This window comes from Geminocystis sp. GBBB08, from assembly GCF_016743215.1.
Classification (GTDB): domain Bacteria; phylum Cyanobacteriota; class Cyanobacteriia; order Cyanobacteriales; family Cyanobacteriaceae; genus Geminocystis.
Genome location: NZ_VRZC01000035.1, coordinates 1 through 21,931, shown reverse-complemented (window position 1 = coordinate 21,931; position 21,931 = coordinate 1). Strand labels below are relative to the sequence as shown.

The window sequence follows — 21,931 nt, the reverse complement described above, 5'->3', positions numbered from 1 at the left end:
TGATCAATGATAATTAGTTAATGAAAATTAATTATTGGGATAGAGGAGTAAAAATCAATGACTTTAACGGAATTAATTGAAAAGGGTGGTGTTGCCATTTGGCCTCTCTTATTTTTGTCAATCCTAGCTTTGGGAACTATTATAGAACGTCTGTGGTTTTGGTCAAAAGTACTAATCAAAGAAGAACAAATTTTAAATAATATTATGGATGCAGCAACTACTAATTGGACAAAAGCAGGAGAAATCACTTCAAGATACCGTAATCATCCTTTAGGTAAATTTTTAAATACCCCTTTACAATTAGATAATCCAGATCCCGATATATTTCATTTAGCCTTAGAAACCGGTGCTGATGACGAGTTAGCCTTAATGCGTAAAGGAGACAAAATTTTAGAAGGAGTTATCGCTTTATCGCCATTATTGGGATTATTAGGTACTGTATTAGGCTTAATTAAATCTTTAGGTTCAATTTCTTTAAGTGATTTAGGAACAGGGGCAACTTCAGGAGTAACTCAAGGTATTGGCGAATCATTGATTTCTACGGCAGCAGGCTTAATTGTTGCTATTACAAGTGTAGTTTTTTATAGATTATTTCAGGCTTTTTGGTTTAATCAGGTGCGCATTTTTAGGAAAGCTGGAAGTGATTTAGAAGTAATTTATCGTCAGCGATGGAGTAATGAGCATCACCTGAGTTCGCTCTAAAATTAATGTTAAGTGTATATTTTCCAAGTTCGTAGTGACGGCTTTCTTAGAATTTAGCCATTGCCCATTGCCTAGGGCATCGTTGCCTCACTTGTGTAACAAGTCTAATGATTTATTCGTCATTCCTCATTAGTTATTTTTATCTGTGCTAAATCAGAAATAATGACATCAGCAGTTTCTAAATGTGGTGCTTGGGGATATTTCCAATAAATACCGATAACTCCCCTCGCCTTAGCATTTTTTGCCATGGCAATATCTCCCTGAGAATCTCCTATCATCAAAGTATTTTCTGGTTTTACCTCCAATTTGTCACAAACTTGTAAATATAATCGAGGATCAGGTTTTGATAAGCCACTGTCAACTCCCATAATTAAGTCAATATAAGCTGTTAACTGATGATTTTCTACAAATTCTTGTACTCCCTCGGTGGTATCAGCAGACAAAATCGCTATTTTTAATCCTTCTTCTTTGAGAGTTTGTAAAACTTCCAGACTTCCAGCAAATAAGGGAGAGGTGTTACCACGACTGGGAAAAGACTTTTCGGCATTAGTAAAACATTGATCGGCGATCGCCAAAGATTCAAACCAACTTCTTCCTGTTTCAGCAATATAACCAGCACTAACAATTTGATTTTCTCGATTACTACCAACTGCCATTAAACCGGTGGGATTAAGATAGTCATTTTCGCCACCAAAAGCCATAAGTAACGGCTCATAAATCCCTGGTATTTGTGCATCAATTAATCTTGCTCTTTTAAAGGCTAATTCTCGTAAAAAATTTTCTGAATCAGTTAATGTACCATCTTTATCAAATATAATAGCTTCTATATTTTCAAAGGATTTTTTTTCACAGATAATAGTTTTCATATATATAATCGGCAGTTTTTCAAGACTTATTAAATAATTACCTCAAAAGCAACTCCTTCTAACTGGAATTGAGGAAAATTGGCAAGAATATTATTTTTTTCATTTTCTCCCACAAAAAGATAAGTACGGTTATCTATCCCCGTATGACTAAAAAAATCCAGATTGCCCATATTTTCTGAGTGCTGTTGAGTGGCTTTCTGTAAATTCAAATCAATAGATAATGGAGATATGCCATTGGCAATTCTAAACTGATTTGTAAGATAAACAACTTTAATGATAAAGGGATGCTCTTCCATAAATTTTGTTAATTTTATAAATTATTTTAATGATAATTATAATCAAGATTAAAAAGTAATTTTGTATTTTAGCTATCGTACAATAATACCTGAGTTCGATGTAAGAATCTTTGATGTGGGTAGGCTTTAGGCGTGATAGCTTTAGGCTCGATAGTTAATTTGTCCAAGTTTTGTCTAATTATCTAATTAAATTAATCTAAATAAAATCAATTATTAACAGTCTTTGATCAATTCATTACCGAATACCTAATACCAAATACCTAATACCGAATACCTTGTCTCTGCTAATAAATATTAACTTACCAAATTAACTCTAAATTTAGCACAAAATTAACTAAAATATTTTCTCCTGATAAACTCATGGGTGAATCTAATATTTCTACTGTTTTATCTTCTCGATAAATTTCTACTTTTTTATCTTGGGGATTAATTAACCATCCTAATTTAGTACCGTTATCAATATATTCTTTCATCTTCTCCTGTAGCGGTTTTAAATCATCTTTTTTCGATCTTAATTCCATAACAAAATCAGGACATAAAGGAATAAATTTTTCTTTTTCATCCATAGTTAAATTCTGCCATTTTTTAAGAGAAATCCAACTAGCATCAGGCGCTCGAATTGCCCCATTGGGAAGTTTAAATCCGCCTGAAGAATCGAAAGCAATTCCTTTACCATCTTTATCTGTCCAATTAGCTAATTGTTGTATAATTCTAAGATTTTTATTGCTGGTTAATCCTCCTGTTGGTGGCATAATTACTAGATCTCCATAAGCATTTTTTTCAAAACGTAAATTACGATTATCTTGACATAATTGATAAAACTGATTATCAGTTAATTTGAAAGAATCAAAATGAATAGTTAAGGGAGATGGCATTTTGTTTCACCTTCTTTTATACTGTTTTAAAGTTATTTTATTATAATAAAATCTTACTATCTAATTTTTTAACTCATGCAATGTAAATTTACTACTTTTATAGTAGTTATTGGTATTAATATTCCCATCTTATTACTCAGTAATCCCACTCAGGCTCAATCTTCCATTACTCAGGAAAATCCTCCTTTACGCCCTTTATTACCAATTCTTCCTCGTAATAATTTTCAAAAAATTTTACCCGAAACAAAACCTTATACTTTAGGTGCCGGTGATGTTATTCGAGTTAGTGTTTTTGAGTTACCTGATCAAGGAGGTGAATTTCAAATATTTACTGATGGTACTATTTCTATTCCCCTTATCGGTACTTTTAACATTCAAGGTAAAACAGTTTCAGAAGTTTATCAACTATTAACTAAAGAATATGCAAGGTTTCTCAAGCGTCCTAGTATTACCGTTACTCTTATAGCACAAAGACCTTTAAGATTAGCGATCGCTGGAGAAGTGAATACACCGGGTAAATATACCTTAAACCCTGATTTAGGGGATAGAAAACGACCAAAAGTAACGGATTTACTAGAAAAAGCAGGGGGTTTAACCATCTCTGCTAATGTCAAAGAAATTCAGTTAAGAAGAACAGAAAATAGCGAAGAAAGAACTTATCTGATTGACTTTTGGCAACTTTTACAACAAGGAGACTTAAAACAGGATGTTGACTTACAAGACGGAGATGTGATTATTGTACCCAAACAAGAAACAATTAATGCCCAAGAATATCGTCAATTAGCCGATGCCAATTTTGGTATTAAATTTGCTGCACCTCCTAATGTTACAATTATTGGCGAAGTTAACCGTCCAGGATCTTATACCATACCGATTGAAACAGGAGAGCCTAGACTGACGGTAGCATTACAACAAAGTGGCGGTATCAGAGAAATGGCGAATATTCGAGAAATTACTGTTAATCGCATTACAAGAGACGGACAACAGCAATCTATTGAGATTAATCTATGGGAAATGTTAGAAACAGGAGATATAGATAAAGATATTGTTTTAAAAAATGGGGACACGATTATAGTACCAAGGGCCGAGGAAATTGATCCAAAAGAAGCTCAAACCATTGCTTCTGCTAACTTTTCTCCCACGGAAATGATCGTTAACGTAGTCGGTTCTGTTCGACAACCCGGAGCCTTAAAAATTCCCATGAATAGTTCTTTAAATACAGCAATATTAGCGTCAGGAGGTTTTGATGAACGTCGTGCAGATCAATCTGTAGTAGAATTGGTGAGAGTTAATTCTAACGGCACAGTGACGAAAAGAAATATATCTGTTAATTTAGCGGCGGAGGTTAATGAACAAACAAATCCGATTCTTAAAAATAATGATGTTATTATGGTTAGTAGAAATGGTATGACGGCATTTACTGATAATTTAGAGACAATTTTAGGTCCTATTGGTAGAAGTTTCTCTATTTTAAATTTGTTTAATGTTTTTAATAATAATTAGAATTACTTGAGTTCGATCTAAAAATAAATCAGTGAGCAAAATTAATTTTGCATTTTATTTTTGAAGAATTATCGACTATAGTCTTGGAATTATTTACCAGAACCTAATTAGAAATTTTATTTTATTAACTATTAATTATTTCCAAAAATGTTTAAAAAAAAAGTTTCAAATAAGCACTTAAAATCTAATCAAAATAATAATCAAGATGTAGAAAATAATGTGATCCCTTCTTTATCAATGGTATCAAAGAAAGCTGATGAAGAAATTAATAAATCTAATGGTTTTTTGCAGTTTTTTTCATTACTAAAAAGACGCTGGATTGTCTTCACCACTGTAACCATAGGAGTAACTGCAGGGGTTGGTTTGTGGACTTATCAACAATCACCAATTTATCAAGGTAGATTTCTATTATTGGTAGAAAAATTTGAGGAAAAAGGAAAAACTGACGCAACTATTGATGGAACAATTGCTACATCTAAATCTGCCGAAATTGATTATAATACTGAAATAAAAATTTTAAGTAGTGCCAGTATTTTAGTTCCTATTATGGAAAAAATTTCTACTAAATACCCTGAGATTTATCAAGAGATTAACCTTGAAAATTTAGATAATTTAACTATTAAACCATTAGAAAATACCAAGATAGTAGAAGTTAGTTTTAAAAATAAAGATCCTGAAAAAATTAAGTATGTTTTAGATCAAATTGCCGATAGTTATTTAGCTAATAATTTAGCAGAGAATAAAAATAATATTAATGAAGGTTTAAAATTTGTGCGAAATCAAGTACCACAATTAGAAAATAAAGTCATATCTTTACAAACTCAAATACAATCAGTAAGACAAAAATATCAATTTATTGATCCTCAAGTTAAAGCCACAGAATTAACGGAACAATTAATTGCGGTAGAAAAAGATTATTTAACGGCTCAAATTCAATTACAACAAGCTAATTCTGCCTATATTAATTTACAAAAACAATTAAATTTATCTCCAGAACAAGCCATAGCAGTTAGCTATTTAACCGAATCACAAACCTATCAAAATTTATTAAAACAATTGCAATCTTTAGAAGTAGAATTAGCCATACAATCTGCTATTTTTACTGATGAAAGTCCTCAAATTACTACTTTAAATGCTAAGAAAGAAAATCTCATAAAATTATTAAAAGAAGAAAGCCAAAAATTATTAGCTAAAGAATTTGGAAATGTTACTACTGAAGAATCTATGGCGTTATCTTCTCCTAATCAAATTCGGACTAAATTAACGGAAGAGTTACTTTTAAAAGCTAATGAAATTAAAATGTTGCAAACAAAAATTAATAGCTTAAAAATAGTATTAGAAGATCTGAAGAAAACAACTCAACAAATGCCTACAATCACAAGAAAATATGTTGATTTAGAAAGAGAATTGCAATCGAATACTGACAGCTTAAAACGTTTCTTAGAAATCAGAGAAAAATTAGAATTAGAACAAGCTCAAAAAACCGTAACATGGAAAGTTATTACTCCTCCTAAAGCGCCAGAAATTCCTATTTATCCGATACCCTTAAATAATTTAATAATTGGCTTTGTTGGAGGATTAATTTTAGGTATAACAACAGCTTTAATCGTTGATAAATTAGACGGTTCAATCCATACATTAGAGCAACTAAAAGAAGCCATCAAACAACCAATTTTACGCAAAATTCCTATTCATAAAACCATTCATTCTGTAGAAGACGTGATTCGAAAAGCCTTACCTTCTTTTAACTCTAACGACAAATCTCAACTTAGTTGGATGCCAAAAACTACACAAGCCCAAGAATATACCTCTTCTTATTGGATAGAGTCTTTCCGTAATCTTTATACTAATGTGAGTTTATTAGGCTCTGATTCTCCTGTTAATTCATTGGTAATCAGTTCAGCAAATCCAGCCGAAGGTAAATCCACTATTAGCTTAAATTTAGCCCAAGGAGCAGCGGCAATGGGGCAAAGAGTGTTGTTAATTGATGCTGATTTGCGATTACCTCAATTACACCGACTGTTAGAAGTAGATAATGATAACGGCTTAAGTAATGTTTTAGCTACTGGGATTGATTGGGAATTAGCCCTCAAAGAAGTGCCTCAATGGGAAAATTTATCCGTCATCACCGCAGGACAAATACCACCAGATCCTACTCGCTTGTTATACTCTAAAAAAATGTCAGAAATTATCACCCAATTAAAACAATCTCAGAAATTTGATTTTATCATCTTTGATAGTCCTTCTGTCTTAGGTTTTTCTGATGCTAAAATTACCGCCCAAAATACTGACGGTTTAGTTTTAGTGGTTAAATTAGGTAAAACTGAGCGATCATCTTTACAACAGGTTACAGAACAATTAAAAATGTCCAATATTTCTTTATTAGGTATTGTTGCCAACGGAATCAAATATAATGATCAAGGAGGATATTATCGCTCTAACTATCACAATTATTATAAATCTCATCAAAAATAATTAGGGGTGAGGTAGGGAATGGGCACTCTTGTAATGGGCAACGATGCACAGGTGAAATCTTCATTCTAAATTCTAAATTGCTTGAATTATTTTCCAAAACTTAAGTATTATTTATTGCTATTCACTAAATACATGATTTCTACATTATTATTAACAATATTATTGATGATTGGTTTATTTTTTTTCATCAGAGGAAGTATCAAAGATCGTACTGAAATTGTTACTATTGCCTGTGAAGATAATGAGGATAATATTCTTAGTTATTTAAAAGATTATTTTTACAAAAGATCTTATCAAGTAAAAGCTATAGATACTCAAACTAATAAAGTAACTTTAGAAGGTGTTGTTTCTCCAAGCATTTTTTTAGCTGTTTTTCTGAGTTTTTTAGCCAGTTGTGGTTTATTTTGTTTTGCGTTAGTTTTATCAATGTTATTTTCTACTGAAAGTAATCTATTTTTAGGGTTATTAATTCTTGCACCCCTAGCAGGTTTTTTTTATTGGAAAGGTGCTAAAAAAGTAGAAAAAGTTGCTTTTCGTTTAGATAGTAACACTCAAACATCAAATAATACTGTTTTAACTATTCAAGCCCACCGAGATGAATTAATTCAATTACAGAACAATTTTCCTTTTATTTATTCTGTCAAAGAAACTGTTTAAAATAAAACTTCTTTCAGAAATTAGGCATTCTTCCAATAGATAATAAGTAATAGTAATAAGAATTGATTATTTTTTTATTGTAATTGATTTAATTATGAAATCTGCTAAGGATCAACTATTTTTTATATTGTTTAGCTTACAACAGTTTGTAATAATTAAAAAAACGTAAATAAAAAAAAAGGTTTACAATAAATGTATTAAATTATAAAAATGTGAAGATAAAATATAGGATTGATCATTCACCCTTTAACTTTTTAGATGAATAGTTTTAATAACCCTATTTCAAAAACAACTTTTTCTTTAACAACTCCTTTATATTACGTTAACGGTTTACCCCATATCGGGAGTGCTTATACTACTATGATTGCTGATGTCATCGCTCGTTGGCAAAGGCTTTCTGGTTGTGAAGTTCTCTTTGTAACTGGTACAGATGAACATGGACAAAAAATTCAACGTACCGCAGAAGAAAGTGGTGTTGAACCACAAATACATTGCGATCGCATAGCCGCTAGTTTCAGTGACTTATGGGACAAATTAAACATTAAATATGACAGATTTAGTCGCACCACCGCTAAAAATCATCAAGCCATAGTCAAAGAATTTTTTGAAAGAGTATGGAAACAAAATGATATATATCTTGATCAGCAACAAGGGTGGTATTGTGTTGCCTGTGAGGAATTTAAGGAAAAAAGAGAACTACTAGAAGACGGTTGTTGCCCCATTCATACTAACCTCAAAGCAGAATGGCGAGACGAACAAAATTACTTCTTTCGGCTTTCCCGTTATCAAAAATCATTAGAAGAATTTTATGAATCTAACCCCGATTTTATTCAACCAGAAACCAGACGTAATGAAGTATTAAATTTTGTAAAGCAAGGCTTACAGGATTTTTCCATTTCACGGGTAAACGTTTCTTGGGGATTTCCTATTCCTAATGATCCTGATCATACTATTTATGTATGGTTTGATGCTCCTTTAGGTTATATTACCGCCTTATTAGACGAAAATGAAGAACCAACCCTCGACAATGCCTTAAAAAAATGGTATCCCTTTGATTTACACCTCATTGGGAAAGATATTTTACGTTTTCATGCCGTTTACTGGCCGGCAATGCTCTTGTCAGCTAATTTACCACTACCAAAACAAGTATTTGGTCATGGATTCTTGACAAAAGATGGTCATAAAATGGGTAAAAGTTTAGGTAACACCCTTGATCCCTTTATTTTACTAGATAAATACGGTTCTGATGCCGTAAGATACTATTTTCTCAAAGAAATTGAATTTGGTAAAGATGGTGACTTCAACGAAACCCGTTTTGTGAATATTCTCAATGCAGATTTAGCAAATGACTTAGGTAATTTATTAAATCGTAGTTTAGGAATGTTGAATAAGTATTGTGGAGGAGTCTTACCGCCTATTTTAGGAAGAAATATCTCTGATGATAATGATGTTAAACAATTTGGTGAAGCAATCAAATATCGTTTTCCTGAAGGTTATAAAACTTATAAATTTAATCTAGTCTGTGAAGATGCGTTAATTTTAGTGCGTAGTTGTAACAAATTTATTGATGAAAGTGCACCTTGGAGTTTATATAAAAAAGGAGAACAAAAAGAAGTAGAAAAAATTCTTTATACTGTCTTAGAGTCTGTTAGATTTTCAGCTTTTATTTTAGCTCCCATTATTCCTAATATTAGCAACAAAATTTATCATCAATTAGGTTATAATTTCGACTTTAATCAAACAGATTTAGGCGTTAAAACATATATAGATAAAGGTCATTTTGAGTGGGGAATTTTACCCTTAAATCCAAATTTACCTAAACCTTATCCTGTTTTTGCTAAACTTGAATTACCCATAACAGTTGATAGTTAATCATTAATCATCAATTTCTGAATTGATTAATTATTTTTTACCAAGAAATAGTGATAAGTTAAATAAATAGATGATATTAATTTATTTTTAATATTTAAAAGTGTTGTTAATATATAATAGATATTTAACCAAGAATAACTAACTATCATAATAATTAGTTTTGATTTTTCTTACTAATTAAGTTTAATGATTTAACGTCTGCTTTTTAAAACTCTTTTTTATATTAAAACAATTTTTTATTAAACCAATTTTTCAAATAAATTTTACTTAAAAATAAGGATAAAACAATGTGGGATAATTTTGACAGTGATCCCGTTTTTCCCCCCGAACAAGTATTAGAAAATAGAGGAAAAGTTGCCATTTTTATTGATGGCTCAAATCTATTTTATGCCGCTTTACAATTAGGGGTAGAAATCGATTACACTAAACTTTTATATCGTTTAACGGCAGGGGCAAAATTATTACGAGCTTTCTTTTATACTGGTGTTGATCGTACTAACGAAAAACAACAAGGCTTTTTATTGTGGATGCGTCGCAACGGTTATCGAGTCATTGCCAAAGATTTAGTGCAATTGCCTGATGGTTCAAAAAAAGCTAATTTAGATGTGGAAATTGCGGTAGATTTAATGGCATTAGTGGGTTCTTATGATACTGCTGTATTAGTAAGTGGCGATGGTGACTTAGCCTATGCGGTGGATGCCGTCAGTTATCGTGGTGCACGTATCGAAGTTGTCAGTTTGCGATCAATGACCAGTGATAGTTTAATTAATGTAGCTGATCGTTATATCGATTTAGATCAAATTAGGGAAGATATACAAAAAACCCGTAAATCTAACTTAACTTATGATAGTTTTTCTCCCTATCATCTCATCGAAAATCGAGATAATTTTAATAGTTAATAGTTTGTAGTGTTGGCTTTAGCCAATAAACCTCTTGCAAAATAAAAAAAAATAAATTAAAAGCCAAATTATCTAAAAAATAACCACTACTAAGATCTCTCGTAGTGGCTTAATATATCAATGATAAAGCCCTAAAAGGCTGATAACAAACTTTTAAAATGAATGAGCAAATTAGAGGACTTTTAATCGGTACAGCCGTTGGTGATTCTGTTGGTTTACCCGCCGAAGGCATATCAAGAAGACGTAATCAAAAACTTTTTCGAGAAAAATGGGATCAAAAATTAATCTTTGGCTATGGTATGATTAGCGATGATACAGAACATACTATTTTTGTAGGAAACTGTCTTATTGCCTGTGGTGATTCTGAAAAAATTTTTGTCAAACGATTTGCATGGTGTTTAAAATGGTGGTTATTCTCGTTACCGGCGGGGGTTGGCTTGGCTACTTTAAAATCTATTGTCAGACTGTGGTTGGGCTTTTCTCCTCTTAAAAGTGGAGTGTATTCTGCTGGAAACGGTGCAGCAATGAGATCGAGTATTTTAGGCGCTTATTTTGCTCATAATCAACCTAAATTAGACGTTTTCGTAACTTTATCCACTAGGATAACCCATAGTGATCCCCGGGCTTTAATTGGGGCAAAAGCAATCGCTTATATTACAGCATGGATTATTAGAGACAATATTAAAAAATGTCCTGAGATTGAAGAATTAGAAACAATTTTAAGATTAATTGAGGATAAAGAGGTTGAATGGGTAAATTTAACAAATCAAATCATTTATGCCTTAAAACAAAAGTTATCGGTGAAACAATTTGCCGATTTAATCGGGCAGGAAAAAGGAATTTCCGGTTATGTATATAAAACAGTGCCTATAGCAATTTATGCTTGGTATCAGCATTTTGACAATTTTCGTGATGCTTTAGAAGCAGTATTCAATTGTGGAGGCGATACGGATACAACAGGAGCGATTACGGGGGCTTTATGTGGGGTAACTTTGGGAGAGTCAGCAATTCCAAAACTTTGGCGAGAAAAAATTCTCGATTTTCCTAGAAATGTCGATTTATTAATCAAAATTGCCGACAAAATTACTGAAAATATTAATCATAACTATCCAAAAAACACCCCAGTTAATTATGCTTGGTGGTGGATATTGCCTAGAAATTTAATTTTTTTAATCATTGTTTTAATCCACGGTTTTCGCCGTTTATTACCTCCTTTTTAATAACTTCTCCTCTTTTTTTACTATCATCAATCAGTAAAAGTCAGTTTACCTCCGCCATTTCAATAACCCGATTATCATAGTCTTTGACTAAAAAATTCAAGGGGTTTTCTTTTCGAATTTTATATTTTAAACGACGAGATTGTACTCTTAATAATAGTGCATTTAAACACTCACGATCAAAACAAACATGACGCTGAGAATCTTTATAACCTAAACTAGCACCACCAATAATATGTAATTGAGTATTTTTTTTTAATTGATACCAAAGTCCATCACTAGGTTTTGCCATTGTATCATTAAGAGTCGAGCCCATGTAAATCGGATCAAAACTACTAGCCCCTAAACTTTGTTCATAATTATAGTAATAGTGTAAAGGAATATCAGCGATAGGTAAATCTAATATTTGTTCATAAAATTGTTTCGCAATATTCAAATCTGATACCATCACTGTATAAACTTTAGGCGCACTGGTTAAAAACATCCACATCGCACCACCATAGGCAATTAATAACATCACCATGATGCCTTGAGTCGAAAATAATGTTTCCCCTATCTCAGGTAAAAATACCCCTAAATAAAAATTAATAATAGTTAAACTGCCATTTATAATCATATAAGTCTAAAATATTAAACCTTTTTGTCTATTATGAAATATCGATCGCCTTTTGAGCAATAAATCTAATTTAATATTATTACGGATTATGACCATTGATAATGATGTTTTTCCTGAATTAAATCATGAATTAATTAAACCATTACAAACTATTGATGATATTGTGCTGTGGAGATTATGGCAACAAAATCCTTCTCAAGCTAGATATTTAATTATTTTGTTTTACCGTTATGTTAATTTAACAGAATATATTGATGATGGCTTAAATAAAATAGAAATAAATCAAGAATATTTTGAACGTTTATGGTTTTTTATTATAGATCAATTACTTAAATATAAAATTTCAGAAAAGACAAATTTACCTGATGTACTTTTAGACTTAAGTCAACAGTTTTTTAATAATGAAAAACTTATTATTAGTCAAATTTATCAGGACAATGATGATTCTAAAATAAGATATTTACCTTTTAAATATTATCTACAAAAATCTTTAGATAAATTATCTCCTATAGAAAGAATAATTGTAGTTACAAAAGATAAGTTTGCATGGGAAGAAGACAAAATTTTACAATATTTACAACTAAAAAATAATATTACCTTACCAGAAATTAGAGCCTATTATACTCAAGCTCATTCTCGATTACTTAATAATTTACCTACTGATATTATTAGTATTTATCTTCAAAATGATTAGAGATCATAATTTTATGATAACTTAAATCCTTCATCTTTATCAGTAATTCCAAACTTAACTTGTGAAAAACAGTTCATTTTCCCTATCTTGAAGATTCTAAGTAAAATGAAGATATAAATTATTTTTATGGTTTTATGAACATTATCAGAATCCCTGTTTTAAGTGATAACTATATATTTTTACTTCATGATGTTAATACTAACCAAGTGGCAGTAGTTGATCCTGCGCAAGCAAAACCAGTGTTAGTAGAAATTGACAAATTGGGTGCAAATTTAGTCGCTATTTTTAATACTCATCATCATCTTGATCATGTAGGTGGTAATAAAGAATTATTAGAGCATTACCCTGAGACGGTGGTTTACGGAGGTATTAAAGATAAAGGCAGAATTCCTCATCAAAAGGTATTTTTAGAAGAAGGTGATAGGGTGGAATTTGCTGGGCAAAAAGCTGATATATACTTTATACCCGGTCATACTTACGCTCATATTGCTTATTATTTTCCCCCCGTTGATGAGTCAGGTTGGGGTGAATTATTTTGCGGTGATACTTTATTTGCTGGTGGTTGTGGGCGATTATTTGAAGGAACACCAACGGATATGGTAAATTCTTTAACTAAATTACGAAATCTTCCTGATTTTACTAGGGTATGGTGTGCCCATGAATACACCCTGAGTAATTTAAAATTTGCCATCACCATTGATACTGATAATCAACAATTACATAAACGCTATCAACAAGTTATAATTGAGCGTCAACAAAATATTGCTACCATACCATCTTCCCTTCAAATAGAAAAATTAACTAATCCTTTTTTACGTTGGGATACTCCTACCATTAAGTCTGCCATGGGTTTTGAGACACCTGACAGAGTTTTTGGGCGTTTAAGAGGGATGAAAGACAATTTTTAAACAAATTTATGTATGAGGAATTAGGAATTAAGAAAAACTTAACTATTCACTATTTACTATTCATTTACTGTTTACTATTTATTATTCATTATCAACTATCAACTATTACCTATCTTTATCAAGATCAAATTATGCCCTTGCAAAGTATAATTGATCTATGATAATAAGCGATCGTAGCATTAAAATTATGGTACAAACGGATTTAAAACCAACGTTAACATCTCTTTCTGATTTTGATTTAAAAACCTATTTACAAACAAAAAAAGAGTTAGTCGAAAAAGCTTTAGATGAATCTTTAACCATAGAGAAGCCTGAAAAAATTTATGAAGCAATGCGTTATTCTCTGTTAGCTGGAGGTAAAAGATTACGCCCCATTCTTTGCTTGGCAACAGCAGAATTATTGTCACAAAATGAGGTTATCGCCATGCCTACCGCTTGTGCTTTAGAGATGATTCATACTATGTCATTAATTCATGATGATTTACCAGCGATGGATAATGATAATTATCGCCGAGGTAGGTTAACAAACCATAAAGTTTATGGTGAAGATATAGCCATTTTAGCTGGAGATGGTTTATTAGCTTATGCCTTTGAATATGTAGCAGAAAATACGAAAAATATTCCCACAGAAAGAATTGTTAAAGTCTTGGGGATTTTAGCTAAAGCTGTTGGTGCTAACGGTTTAGTGGGGGGGCAAGTTATGGATTTAGATTGTGAGGGAAAATCCGATGTTACCGCCGAAACTTTGACTTCTATTCACCGTAAAAAAACTGGTGCATTATTAGAGGCTTGTGTTTCTTGTGGTGCTGTTTTATCGGGCGCATCTATTGACGATTTAACTCGTTTATCAATTTATGCCCAAAATATTGGTTTAGCTTTTCAAATTATTGATGATATTCTCGATGTAACAGCAACTACTGAAGAGTTAGGTAAAACCGCAGGAAAAGATATTTCTTCCCAAAAAGCTACTTATCCTAAACTTTGGGGTATTCAAACTTCTCAAACAAAAGCTGAAGAATTAGTTAATGATGCCATTACACAGTTATCGGTATATGGTAAAAAGGCTTTACCGTTACAAGCTATTGCACAGTATATTGTTAAGCGTAAGAATTAGGCGAAAAAAATGCAGGTTTTTCTTGAAATATTCACCAATCGGTTAATTGTGATTCCTCTTCTTGCCTGTATTTTGGCACAGATAATTAAGGTTTCTGTAGATACTGTTACCAATCGTAAGTTTAGTTTCCGCTATCTTGTTAGTACTGGTGGTATGCCTAGTTCTCATTCCGCCCTTGTCGGAGCATTAGCTACAGGAGTAGGTCAAATTTTAGGTTGGTCATCTCCAGAATTTGCGATCGCATCTATATTTGCTGGTATAGTTATGTATGATGCGGCGGGAGTTAGACAAGCAGCGGGAAAACAAGCGAAAATATTAAATCAAATTATGGACGAATTTCTTAATCATGAAGATTTAAACGAAGAAAAATTAAAAGAATTATTAGGGCATACACCTTTTCAAGTTTTAGTTGGTTTATTACTAGGCATTTTAAGTTCCATATTTCTTGTACCGTTACTATCTCAATAAAGATTACTGAACATAAAAGAGGAGGCAGGGTGATAGGTTGAGAGGGAGACTCTTAAGACTAGAAGACTAGAAGACTTTCTCATTCTAAATTCCTCGTGATACGGTTGACTAGAGGAAGAAATGTTTACTTTACCTTTAATCTTAATTCAAGCTAACACAGAAATAATTTATAGTTAACTTATTTGTGTCAAAATTTAACAGGTTTGACAAAAGATAATGTTATTTGTAATTAAATATGATAAAAATAACCAAAATATTAAAATATATTGCCCTTTCATTTCTGTGCTTAGGGTTAATCGTAGCTTGTAGCACTAACTCAGGAGAACAAAATACATCTCCTCCGACTAATAACAATAACGGAAGAATTACTATTGGAACTACACTGAAAGCTAGAACATTAGATCCAGCCGATAGTTATGAATTAGCTGGTTTAAATTTAATTTATAATATTGGTGAAAGTCTTTATACCTATAAATTAGGCACAACAGAATTAATCCCTTTATTAGCGATGGGAATGCCGACTATTAGTAATAACGGTTTAACCTATAAAATACCTTTACGAGAAGGGGTAAAATTCCATGACGACACAGTTTTTAATGCCGAAGCAATGAAGTTTTCTTTAGATAGGTTTATGAAAAATGGTGGTAAACCTTCTTTTTTATTAAGTGATACTATCAAAGAAATTCAAGTAACAGGAGAATATGAATTAACTATTATTCTGAATAAACCCTTTGCCGCTTTTCCCGCTTTACTCGCTTTCCCCGGAGTTTGTGCGGTTTCCCCTAAAAGTTATACTATCGGAGAAGGGCAATTTAAACCGAATGAGTTAGTCGCTACAGGTTCTTACAAATTAACTGCTTTTAACAGTGATTCTGTCACTTTAGATGTTTTTGAAGGTTATTGGGGTGAAAAACCCAGTAATAAAGGCATTGATTTACAAATTTATGCAGGTAATTCTGCTAATCTTTATAATAGTTTCTTAACAGGGGCAGTCTCTGTGGCTTATCAAACTTTTGCCCCTGAACAAATCACAACCTTAGTACAAGATGCTACCGCAGGAAAATTCCAAATGAGCCAAGGATCTGGTACTGTTGTTAGTTATATGGTACTCAATCGTAATCAAAAACCCTTAGATCAACTTGAAGTACGACAGGCGATCGCCGCTTTAATTGATCGTCAATTAATTGTAGATAGAGTGTTACAAAAACAATCAGAGCCTTTATATAGCTTAATTCCCAATGTTTTTGAAGTGTCACAACCAGTTTTTCAAACCAAATATCAAGACAGTAATATTGCCCTCGCTAAAGAATTATTAACCAAAGCCGGTTTTTCTGCTACCAATCCTGCTACTGTTGAGATTTGGTATCCTTCAGCTTCCAAAACCCGTAGTGGGGTTGCTACTACTTTAAAAGCGATCGCCGATCAACAATTAGAAGGTATAATTCAATTTATCCCTAATGCCGTAGAAAGTGCCACTGCTTTTAGTAACTTAGGCAAAGGAATTTATCCCAGTTTTTTAGGTGACTGGTATCCTGATTTTCTTGACGCAGATAACTATATACAGCCTTTTTTACAATGCACTAAAGGGAATGAAAAAGATGGGTGTATGGAAGGAGGGGCGCAAACTCAAGGCTCATTCTTTTATAATACTAAAGTTAATCAATTGATAGATAAACAACGCCAAGAATCAGACAACCAAGTGCGTAAAACTGACTTTGGGGAAATTCAATCAATCATGGCAGAAGAAGTGCCTTATATTCCCCTCTGGCAAAATAAAGACTATGCTTTTGCACAAAATGGTATCACTGGAGTTACCATCAATCCTAGTCAAAATTTCCCTTTTTGGACTATAAAATGAGGAATTTAGAATTTAGAATTTAGAATTAGGCAATGATGAATTAGAAATTAGAAGAAATAAAATTATCAACTATTCACTCTATCACTATTCACCCTATCACTATTCACCCCATCACTATTCACCCCATCACTATTTATGACTTTGATTAAAAAAAAAGTTTGTATTACATTAGGGACTCGACCTGAAGCAATAAAATTAGCACCAGTTATTAAATGTTTTCAACAAGCAAAAGATTTTGATACTAAAGTCATTTTAACAGGGCAACATCGAGAAATGGTAGAACAAGTAATGAATTTATTTGACTTAAGTGCTACCGCCGATTTAGACATTATGCAACCAAAACAAAGTTTAAGTGATATTACCTGTCGCAGTTTACAAGGTTTAGAAAAAATATTTCAAGAGATTAAACCTCAATTAGTGGTAACTCAGGGAGACACTACCACAGCTTTTTCTGCCGCCTTAGCCGCTTTTTATCAACAAATACCTGTCGCTCATGTGGAAGCAGGACTACGAACAGACAACATTTATGATCCTTTTCCTGAAGAAGCAAATCGCCGTTTAATTTCTCAAATATCACAATTACATTTTGCACCGACAACCTTAGCGGTAGAAAACTTACACAAATCAGGAGTAACGGGAGAAATTCATCATACGGGTAATACCGTTATCGATGCTTTGCTTTCCGTTGCCGCTAAAAATCCTCCTTGTGAGATAAAAGGTTTAGATTGGCAAAAATATCGAGTCTTATTAGTCACAGTGCATCGTCGGGAAAATTGGGGTGAACCTTTAAAAAATATCATCACTGGTTTAAGATTAATCTTAGCTAAATTTCCTGATACTGCTATTTTATTACCCTTACATCGTAATCCCATTGTCAGAGAACCTTTACAAAAAGAATTAGGTAATCATGATAGAGTATTTTTAACTGAACCTTTAGACTATCAAGAATTAGTAGGAGCAATTAAGCGTAGTTTTTTACTTTTAACTGATTCTGGCGGTTTACAAGAAGAAGCCCCAAGTTTAGGAAAACCTGTCTTAGTTTTACGAGAAACGACGGAAAGACCAGAAGCAGTTACTGCTGGTACTGCAAAATTAATCGGCACAAAATCCTATCAAATTTTATCATCAGCCAGTAATTTATTAGCCAGTCAAGATAATTATAATCAAATGGCAGAGGCGATTAATCCCTTTGGAGATGGTAAAGCATCCAGTCGAATTGTCGAAATCTCTGGTAATTATTTAAGTTTTTAGCTTAAATTCTTTATTATACCGAAACGTCCACCCTTTCACGGGGGCAGGGAGGTAAGCTAAGATGAATTTAACTTACATTTATTAATTCAACCTTATTCTTATTAATTCAACCTTATTCTTAAATTTTTTATGCCAATTAATAAATAGCTAAACCTCTTTCATTTAACAAATAATTTACTGTTTTTTCTAATTGTTGTTGATTTTCAAAATTTCTATGGGCTCTGTATTCTTTTATTATACCCCATATCAATGCGTCTTAGCTTATCTTATATTCTATGACGGATGGTGTATTTGCTAACTTGTTCTTTTTTCCCCCATCTATAGCAACGGACAAGTTAGTTAGGACATTTCAATCCTTTAGGCAAGGGCTTTAAACCCTTTGTTAATGCCTTAAGCATTAAGGCGACTGCTATACCACTAATTATTGAGCTGATACAATCTTCTCTTCATTTTTCTTCCCTAGTTCTTCACATTCTTTTGATAGGCTTTCTCTATAGTTTATACAGAATATATTATCTATGGTTACTCCTTTCTCTGTCTATAGCGGTAACAACAAATCCCTATTAACGAATGCTCTTTTGGATGTTAATTCTGGTGTTACTGTCAATGTAAGTTCAATTACATTAAATGCCTCGGCATCCGATGCAGTCAATTTTTATGATGGTTCTCTTACGGCTTTAGGTATTGGCTCAGGGTTGCTTCTGACTTCAGGAACTACCCCAGGAACCATTAATACAAGCAGTGGGTTTGGTAATGATAATAGTGGAACCAGTGGCTTGAATAATGGTGATGCCGATATTAATGCGGTAGTAAATACGGTTTTTCAAACCCAATCCTACGATGCGACTAGCTTGGCGTTTGATTTTACTGTTGCTGACCCTAACGCTACATCTATCAGTTTTAATCTCGTGTTCGGTTCTGATGAATATCCTGAATGGGTGGATTCCTTTGTAGATTCGGCGATTGTGATAGTCAATGGGATCAACTATGCCTTGTTTAATCATGATCAGAATCATCCTTTAAGTGTGATTAGTCCTAACTTAGCGGCGGGTTATTTCCAGGATAATTCTACCAATAGTTTGCCCATTGAATACGATGGGATCAGCCATCTTCTGAAAATTGTTGCACCGATTAATGCAGGAGGAGCGAATAATCACATTAAAATTGCGATCGCGGATACGGGGGATCATATTCTTGACAGTGGTGTTTTTATCTCTAATCTTTCGGCAGGAACTACTCCAGGTTCTGGGGTAGTAGGTATAACTCCTCCTGGTGCAACAACGAACAATAACGATGTGGTAACAGGATCAGCTCAGGATGAATTTATCGATTTAAAAGGAGGCGACGATATTGGCTATGCAGGAGCAGGTGATGACATTGTAGTTGGCGGTGCGGGGAATGACTCCATTTACGGAGGTACTGGCAATGATCAAATCAAGGGAGATGCAGGTAATGATTATCTGGACGGAGGCGATGGACTTACCGATACCGCCGTTTTTTCTGGGGCCAGCACAGAATACAGCCTTATCTATAATGCAATAAACGGTAGCTATACGGTTACTGATAGTAAAACGGGTCTTAACGCAGAAAGCACGGATACATTGATCAATGTTGAGTTGGCTCAATTTAGTAACGGGCTTTTTAACATTACCACCAGTGGATTTTCTTCTATTTCCAGTCCTCCGCCTCCTCCCACTAACACCCCTGGTTCTGTTGTCATTAGCGGTATTACCTCCGCAGGAAATGTTCTGACGGCTTCGGTAAGTGACCCCGATGGTATTTCAGGTACTGTCAGCTATCAATGGCAAAAGTCCAATGACAATGGTGCGACATGGAACAATGTTGGTATTAACAGTAATACCTATACTATTATCTCTGCTGATTCTGGGGCAATTGTCCAGGTGATTGCGTCCTATACCGATAATGGGGCGATCGCCGAATCTCCTGTGAGTGCTATCAAAACGATTTTGAATACGAAGAGTGGTGATTTAGTTGTAACGTTGATGCAACTGAAGGCTCCTTTAGGAGCGAGTAATGTCAATCCTCTAACCACTTTGCTACAAGATGCAATTGATCTGGGTTTGTCCCCTAACACCGCTGCGATCGCCATCAAAACCGTATTAGGTCTGCCAGCGGACATTAAGCTTCAAAGCTATGATGCCTATGCAATTTTACAGGCGACTCCAACCAACGCCCAAGCACTTACCGTCGAAAAAGTAGCGGTACAAGTGGCGATTCTGACTTCCCTCTCGGATGATGATAAGGGACTCAATTTAACCTCTGCCATTATTAATGCGGCTGCCAATAATAAGATCCTAAACCTCTCTAACGCCAATGACTTGGCGGCTATTCTTGGGCTTAATATTACAGGTTTAACTAAAGCTAATTACCCTCAACCGCTCAAAGAGATTTTTGACCGCAATAACAGTATGTCCGATGCGATCGCGAATGGTGGTGGTGTCAGTGTTATTGAACAGATATGGCAAGATTTACTCAGTATTCAAGATGGTATTAACTCCACCTCGATCGCTGATCTAAGTATTCACATTAACCAGGCACCCATAGGAACAGCAACCGCAACCTTGACCCAAGGAACACAAGGTTCTGCTTATATCCTTAAGGCAACTGATTTGCTACTCGGTTTCAGCGACTCAGACGGTGGAACTTTATCCGTAACTAACCTAGGAGCGAACGTTTCTGGCACTTTTACCAGTAATCCGAACAATACATGGACATTCACACCTACCACCAATTACAACGGACCCGTAGAACTCAGCTATACCGTCATTGACGGCCAAGGAGGCAGCATATCAGCCAACCAACTATTTGTCCTGAAACCCATTCCATCCCTTCCCGTTTTTACAGGAACTCCCAATGCTGACAACCTGATTGGAACAACGGGAGCAGATAATCTAGTCGGTTTAGCCGGAAATGATACCTATACCGTCAATAATCCTGGTGACATCGTTGTTGAAGACTTGAATGCTGGAACAGATACGGTTAACGCTTCTATTTCCTACACCCTAGTAGATAACGTGGAAAACCTAATGCTACAAGGCACGGCTATTGATGGCACAGGCAACGGACTCGCTAATAGTATCACGGGCAATGCCAGCAATAATGTCCTCACAGGCGGTGCTGGCAATGATGTTCTTAATGGTGGGGTCGGTAATGATACCCTCAATGGAGGAACAGGAGCTGATACCCTTATTGGTGGAACAGGTAACGATACCTATATCAGAGATAACGTAGGGGATGTAGTAACAGAAACCTCTACCCTGTCCACAGAAATTGACACGGTTCAATCCTCTTTTACCTATACTTTAGGAGCAAACTTAGAAAACCTAATCTTAACAGGTACAACGGCTATTAATGGAACAGGTAATACCCTCAATAACCGCATTACCGGTAATAGTGCAGCCAATATTCTCCATGGAGGAACAGGAGCTGATACCCTTATTGGTGGAACAGGTAACGATACCTATATCAGAGATAACGTAGGGGATGTAGTAACAGAAACCTCTACCCTATCTACAGAAATTGACACGGTTCAATCCTCTTTTACCTATACTTTAGGAGCAAACTTAGAAAACCTAATCTTAACAGGTACAACGGCTATTAATGGAACAGGTAATACCCTCAATAACCGCATTACCGGTA

Annotated in this window: 18 protein-coding genes and 1 pseudogene; 15 read left to right on the top strand and 4 right to left on the bottom strand. The window is 33.9% G+C overall.

Translation table 11 applies throughout. The features are described 5' to 3' along the window. Nucleotides 1-57 precede the first annotated feature (57 nt). Nucleotides 58-702 carry a MotA/TolQ/ExbB proton channel family protein gene (locus tag FWJ34_RS06800; RefSeq protein WP_308254571.1) on the top strand — a complete coding sequence of 215 codons (645 nt, stop codon included), beginning with the start codon at nucleotides 58-60 and terminating at the stop codon, nucleotides 700-702. A 119-nt stretch (nucleotides 703-821) separates the two neighbouring features. Here FWJ34_RS06800 and FWJ34_RS06795 read toward each other — a convergent pair whose 3' ends face one another. The 3 genes from FWJ34_RS06795 to FWJ34_RS06785 all read right to left on the bottom strand — a co-directional run bounded on the left by FWJ34_RS06795 (nucleotide 822) and on the right by FWJ34_RS06785 (nucleotide 2,739). Continuing rightward, a complete protein-coding gene (locus tag FWJ34_RS06795; RefSeq protein ID WP_308254570.1) occupies nucleotides 822-1,568 on the bottom strand; it encodes an HAD family hydrolase in 747 nt (248 codons plus the stop codon). A 29-nt stretch (nucleotides 1,569-1,597) separates the two neighbouring features. Further along, a complete protein-coding gene (locus tag FWJ34_RS06790) occupies nucleotides 1,598-1,864 on the bottom strand; it encodes a CAP domain-containing protein (protein WP_308254569.1) in 267 nt (88 codons plus the stop codon). Nucleotides 1,865-2,163: 299 nt separating this feature from the next. Then, nucleotides 2,164-2,739: a Uma2 family endonuclease gene (locus FWJ34_RS06785; protein WP_308254568.1), complete on the bottom strand. Its 576-nt coding sequence runs from the start codon at nucleotides 2,737-2,739 to the stop codon at nucleotides 2,164-2,166. Nucleotides 2,740-2,814: 75 nt separating this feature from the next. On the opposite strand from FWJ34_RS06785, the gene FWJ34_RS06780 reads away from it, so the two are divergent. From FWJ34_RS06780 to FWJ34_RS06755, 6 genes are all read left to right on the top strand, one after another. Next, nucleotides 2,815-4,242 (top strand): SLBB domain-containing protein, encoded by a 1,428-nt coding sequence (locus tag FWJ34_RS06780; RefSeq protein ID WP_308254567.1) that lies wholly within the window; start codon nucleotides 2,815-2,817, stop codon nucleotides 4,240-4,242. 147 nt (nucleotides 4,243-4,389) lie between these two features. Next, complete coding sequence (locus FWJ34_RS06775) at nucleotides 4,390-6,717, top strand: polysaccharide biosynthesis tyrosine autokinase (RefSeq protein ID WP_308254566.1); 2,328 nt, start codon at nucleotides 4,390-4,392, stop codon at nucleotides 6,715-6,717. A 132-nt stretch (nucleotides 6,718-6,849) separates the two neighbouring features. Further along, nucleotides 6,850-7,374: a cofactor assembly of complex C subunit B gene (locus FWJ34_RS06770; protein ID WP_308254565.1), complete on the top strand. Its 525-nt coding sequence runs from the start codon at nucleotides 6,850-6,852 to the stop codon at nucleotides 7,372-7,374. Between the two features lie 258 nt (nucleotides 7,375-7,632). Continuing rightward, complete coding sequence (metG, locus tag FWJ34_RS06765; RefSeq protein ID WP_308254564.1) at nucleotides 7,633-9,246, top strand: methionine--tRNA ligase; 1,614 nt, start codon at nucleotides 7,633-7,635, stop codon at nucleotides 9,244-9,246. A gap of 287 nt (nucleotides 9,247-9,533) precedes the next feature. Next, on the top strand, nucleotides 9,534-10,145 hold the full coding sequence (locus FWJ34_RS06760) for an NYN domain-containing protein (RefSeq protein WP_308254563.1): 612 nt from the start codon (nucleotides 9,534-9,536) through the stop codon (nucleotides 10,143-10,145). A gap of 158 nt (nucleotides 10,146-10,303) precedes the next feature. Beyond that, complete coding sequence (locus FWJ34_RS06755) at nucleotides 10,304-11,365, top strand: ADP-ribosylglycohydrolase family protein (RefSeq protein ID WP_308254562.1); 1,062 nt, start codon at nucleotides 10,304-10,306, stop codon at nucleotides 11,363-11,365. 40 nt (nucleotides 11,366-11,405) lie between these two features. Here FWJ34_RS06755 and FWJ34_RS06750 read toward each other — a convergent pair whose 3' ends face one another. Next, nucleotides 11,406-11,978 (bottom strand): glyoxalase-like domain protein, encoded by a 573-nt coding sequence (locus FWJ34_RS06750; RefSeq protein WP_308254561.1) that lies wholly within the window; start codon nucleotides 11,976-11,978, stop codon nucleotides 11,406-11,408. An 88-nt stretch (nucleotides 11,979-12,066) separates the two neighbouring features. Between FWJ34_RS06750 and FWJ34_RS06745 the strand changes: the two genes are divergently transcribed. The 8 genes and pseudogenes from FWJ34_RS06745 to FWJ34_RS06710 form a co-directional block, all read left to right on the top strand. Then, a complete protein-coding gene (locus FWJ34_RS06745) occupies nucleotides 12,067-12,672 on the top strand; it encodes a hypothetical protein (protein WP_308254560.1) in 606 nt (201 codons plus the stop codon). A 134-nt stretch (nucleotides 12,673-12,806) separates the two neighbouring features. After that, nucleotides 12,807-13,580, top strand: coding sequence for a hydroxyacylglutathione hydrolase (gene gloB, locus FWJ34_RS06740; protein ID WP_308254559.1), 774 nt, complete (start codon nucleotides 12,807-12,809; stop codon nucleotides 13,578-13,580). Nucleotides 13,581-13,767: 187 nt separating this feature from the next. Then, complete coding sequence (crtE, locus tag FWJ34_RS06735; RefSeq protein ID WP_308254558.1) at nucleotides 13,768-14,694, top strand: geranylgeranyl diphosphate synthase CrtE; 927 nt, start codon at nucleotides 13,768-13,770, stop codon at nucleotides 14,692-14,694. 9 nt (nucleotides 14,695-14,703) lie between these two features. Then, nucleotides 14,704-15,162, top strand: a complete 459-nt coding sequence (locus FWJ34_RS06730; protein ID WP_308254557.1) for a divergent PAP2 family protein — start codon at nucleotides 14,704-14,706, stop codon at nucleotides 15,160-15,162. 235 nt (nucleotides 15,163-15,397) lie between these two features. Beyond that, on the top strand, nucleotides 15,398-17,020 hold the full coding sequence (locus FWJ34_RS06725) for an ABC transporter substrate-binding protein (protein WP_308254556.1): 1,623 nt from the start codon (nucleotides 15,398-15,400) through the stop codon (nucleotides 17,018-17,020). 144 nt (nucleotides 17,021-17,164) lie between these two features. Further along, nucleotides 17,165-18,271: a non-hydrolyzing UDP-N-acetylglucosamine 2-epimerase gene (gene wecB, locus FWJ34_RS06720; RefSeq protein ID WP_308254577.1), complete on the top strand. Its 1,107-nt coding sequence runs from the start codon at nucleotides 17,165-17,167 to the stop codon at nucleotides 18,269-18,271. A 518-nt stretch (nucleotides 18,272-18,789) separates the two neighbouring features. Then, nucleotides 18,790-19,737: pseudogene (locus tag FWJ34_RS19550) on the top strand (choice-of-anchor L domain-containing protein); the annotation flags it as partial. 150 nt (nucleotides 19,738-19,887) lie between these two features. Next, nucleotides 19,888-21,931, top strand: a 2,044-nt coding sequence (locus FWJ34_RS06710) for a cadherin-like domain-containing protein (protein WP_308254554.1), incomplete at its 3' end; no start/stop codon positions are given.

What these genes read in the sequence shown, in the direction of transcription:
- FWJ34_RS06800 (WP_308254571.1), top strand. Translation starts at nt 58, where the DNA reads ATGACTTTAACGGAATTAATTGAAAAGGGTGGTGTTGCCATTTGGCCT.
- FWJ34_RS06795 (WP_308254570.1), bottom strand. Translation starts at nt 1,568, where the DNA reads ATGAAAACTATTATCTGTGAAAAAAAATCCTTTGAAAATATAGAAGCT.
- FWJ34_RS06790 (WP_308254569.1), bottom strand. Translation starts at nt 1,864, where the DNA reads ATGGAAGAGCATCCCTTTATCATTAAAGTTGTTTATCTTACAAATCAG.
- FWJ34_RS06785 (WP_308254568.1), bottom strand. Translation starts at nt 2,739, where the DNA reads ATGCCATCTCCCTTAACTATTCATTTTGATTCTTTCAAATTAACTGAT.
- FWJ34_RS06780 (WP_308254567.1), top strand. Translation starts at nt 2,815, where the DNA reads ATGCAATGTAAATTTACTACTTTTATAGTAGTTATTGGTATTAATATT.
- FWJ34_RS06775 (WP_308254566.1), top strand. Translation starts at nt 4,390, where the DNA reads ATGTTTAAAAAAAAAGTTTCAAATAAGCACTTAAAATCTAATCAAAAT.
- FWJ34_RS06770 (WP_308254565.1), top strand. Translation starts at nt 6,850, where the DNA reads ATGATTTCTACATTATTATTAACAATATTATTGATGATTGGTTTATTT.
- metG (WP_308254564.1), top strand. Translation starts at nt 7,633, where the DNA reads ATGAATAGTTTTAATAACCCTATTTCAAAAACAACTTTTTCTTTAACA.
- FWJ34_RS06760 (WP_308254563.1), top strand. Translation starts at nt 9,534, where the DNA reads ATGTGGGATAATTTTGACAGTGATCCCGTTTTTCCCCCCGAACAAGTA.
- FWJ34_RS06755 (WP_308254562.1), top strand. Translation starts at nt 10,304, where the DNA reads ATGAATGAGCAAATTAGAGGACTTTTAATCGGTACAGCCGTTGGTGAT.
- FWJ34_RS06750 (WP_308254561.1), bottom strand. Translation starts at nt 11,978, where the DNA reads ATGATTATAAATGGCAGTTTAACTATTATTAATTTTTATTTAGGGGTA.
- FWJ34_RS06745 (WP_308254560.1), top strand. Translation starts at nt 12,067, where the DNA reads ATGACCATTGATAATGATGTTTTTCCTGAATTAAATCATGAATTAATT.
- gloB (WP_308254559.1), top strand. Translation starts at nt 12,807, where the DNA reads ATGAACATTATCAGAATCCCTGTTTTAAGTGATAACTATATATTTTTA.
- crtE (WP_308254558.1), top strand. Translation starts at nt 13,768, where the DNA reads ATGGTACAAACGGATTTAAAACCAACGTTAACATCTCTTTCTGATTTT.
- FWJ34_RS06730 (WP_308254557.1), top strand. Translation starts at nt 14,704, where the DNA reads ATGCAGGTTTTTCTTGAAATATTCACCAATCGGTTAATTGTGATTCCT.
- FWJ34_RS06725 (WP_308254556.1), top strand. Translation starts at nt 15,398, where the DNA reads ATGATAAAAATAACCAAAATATTAAAATATATTGCCCTTTCATTTCTG.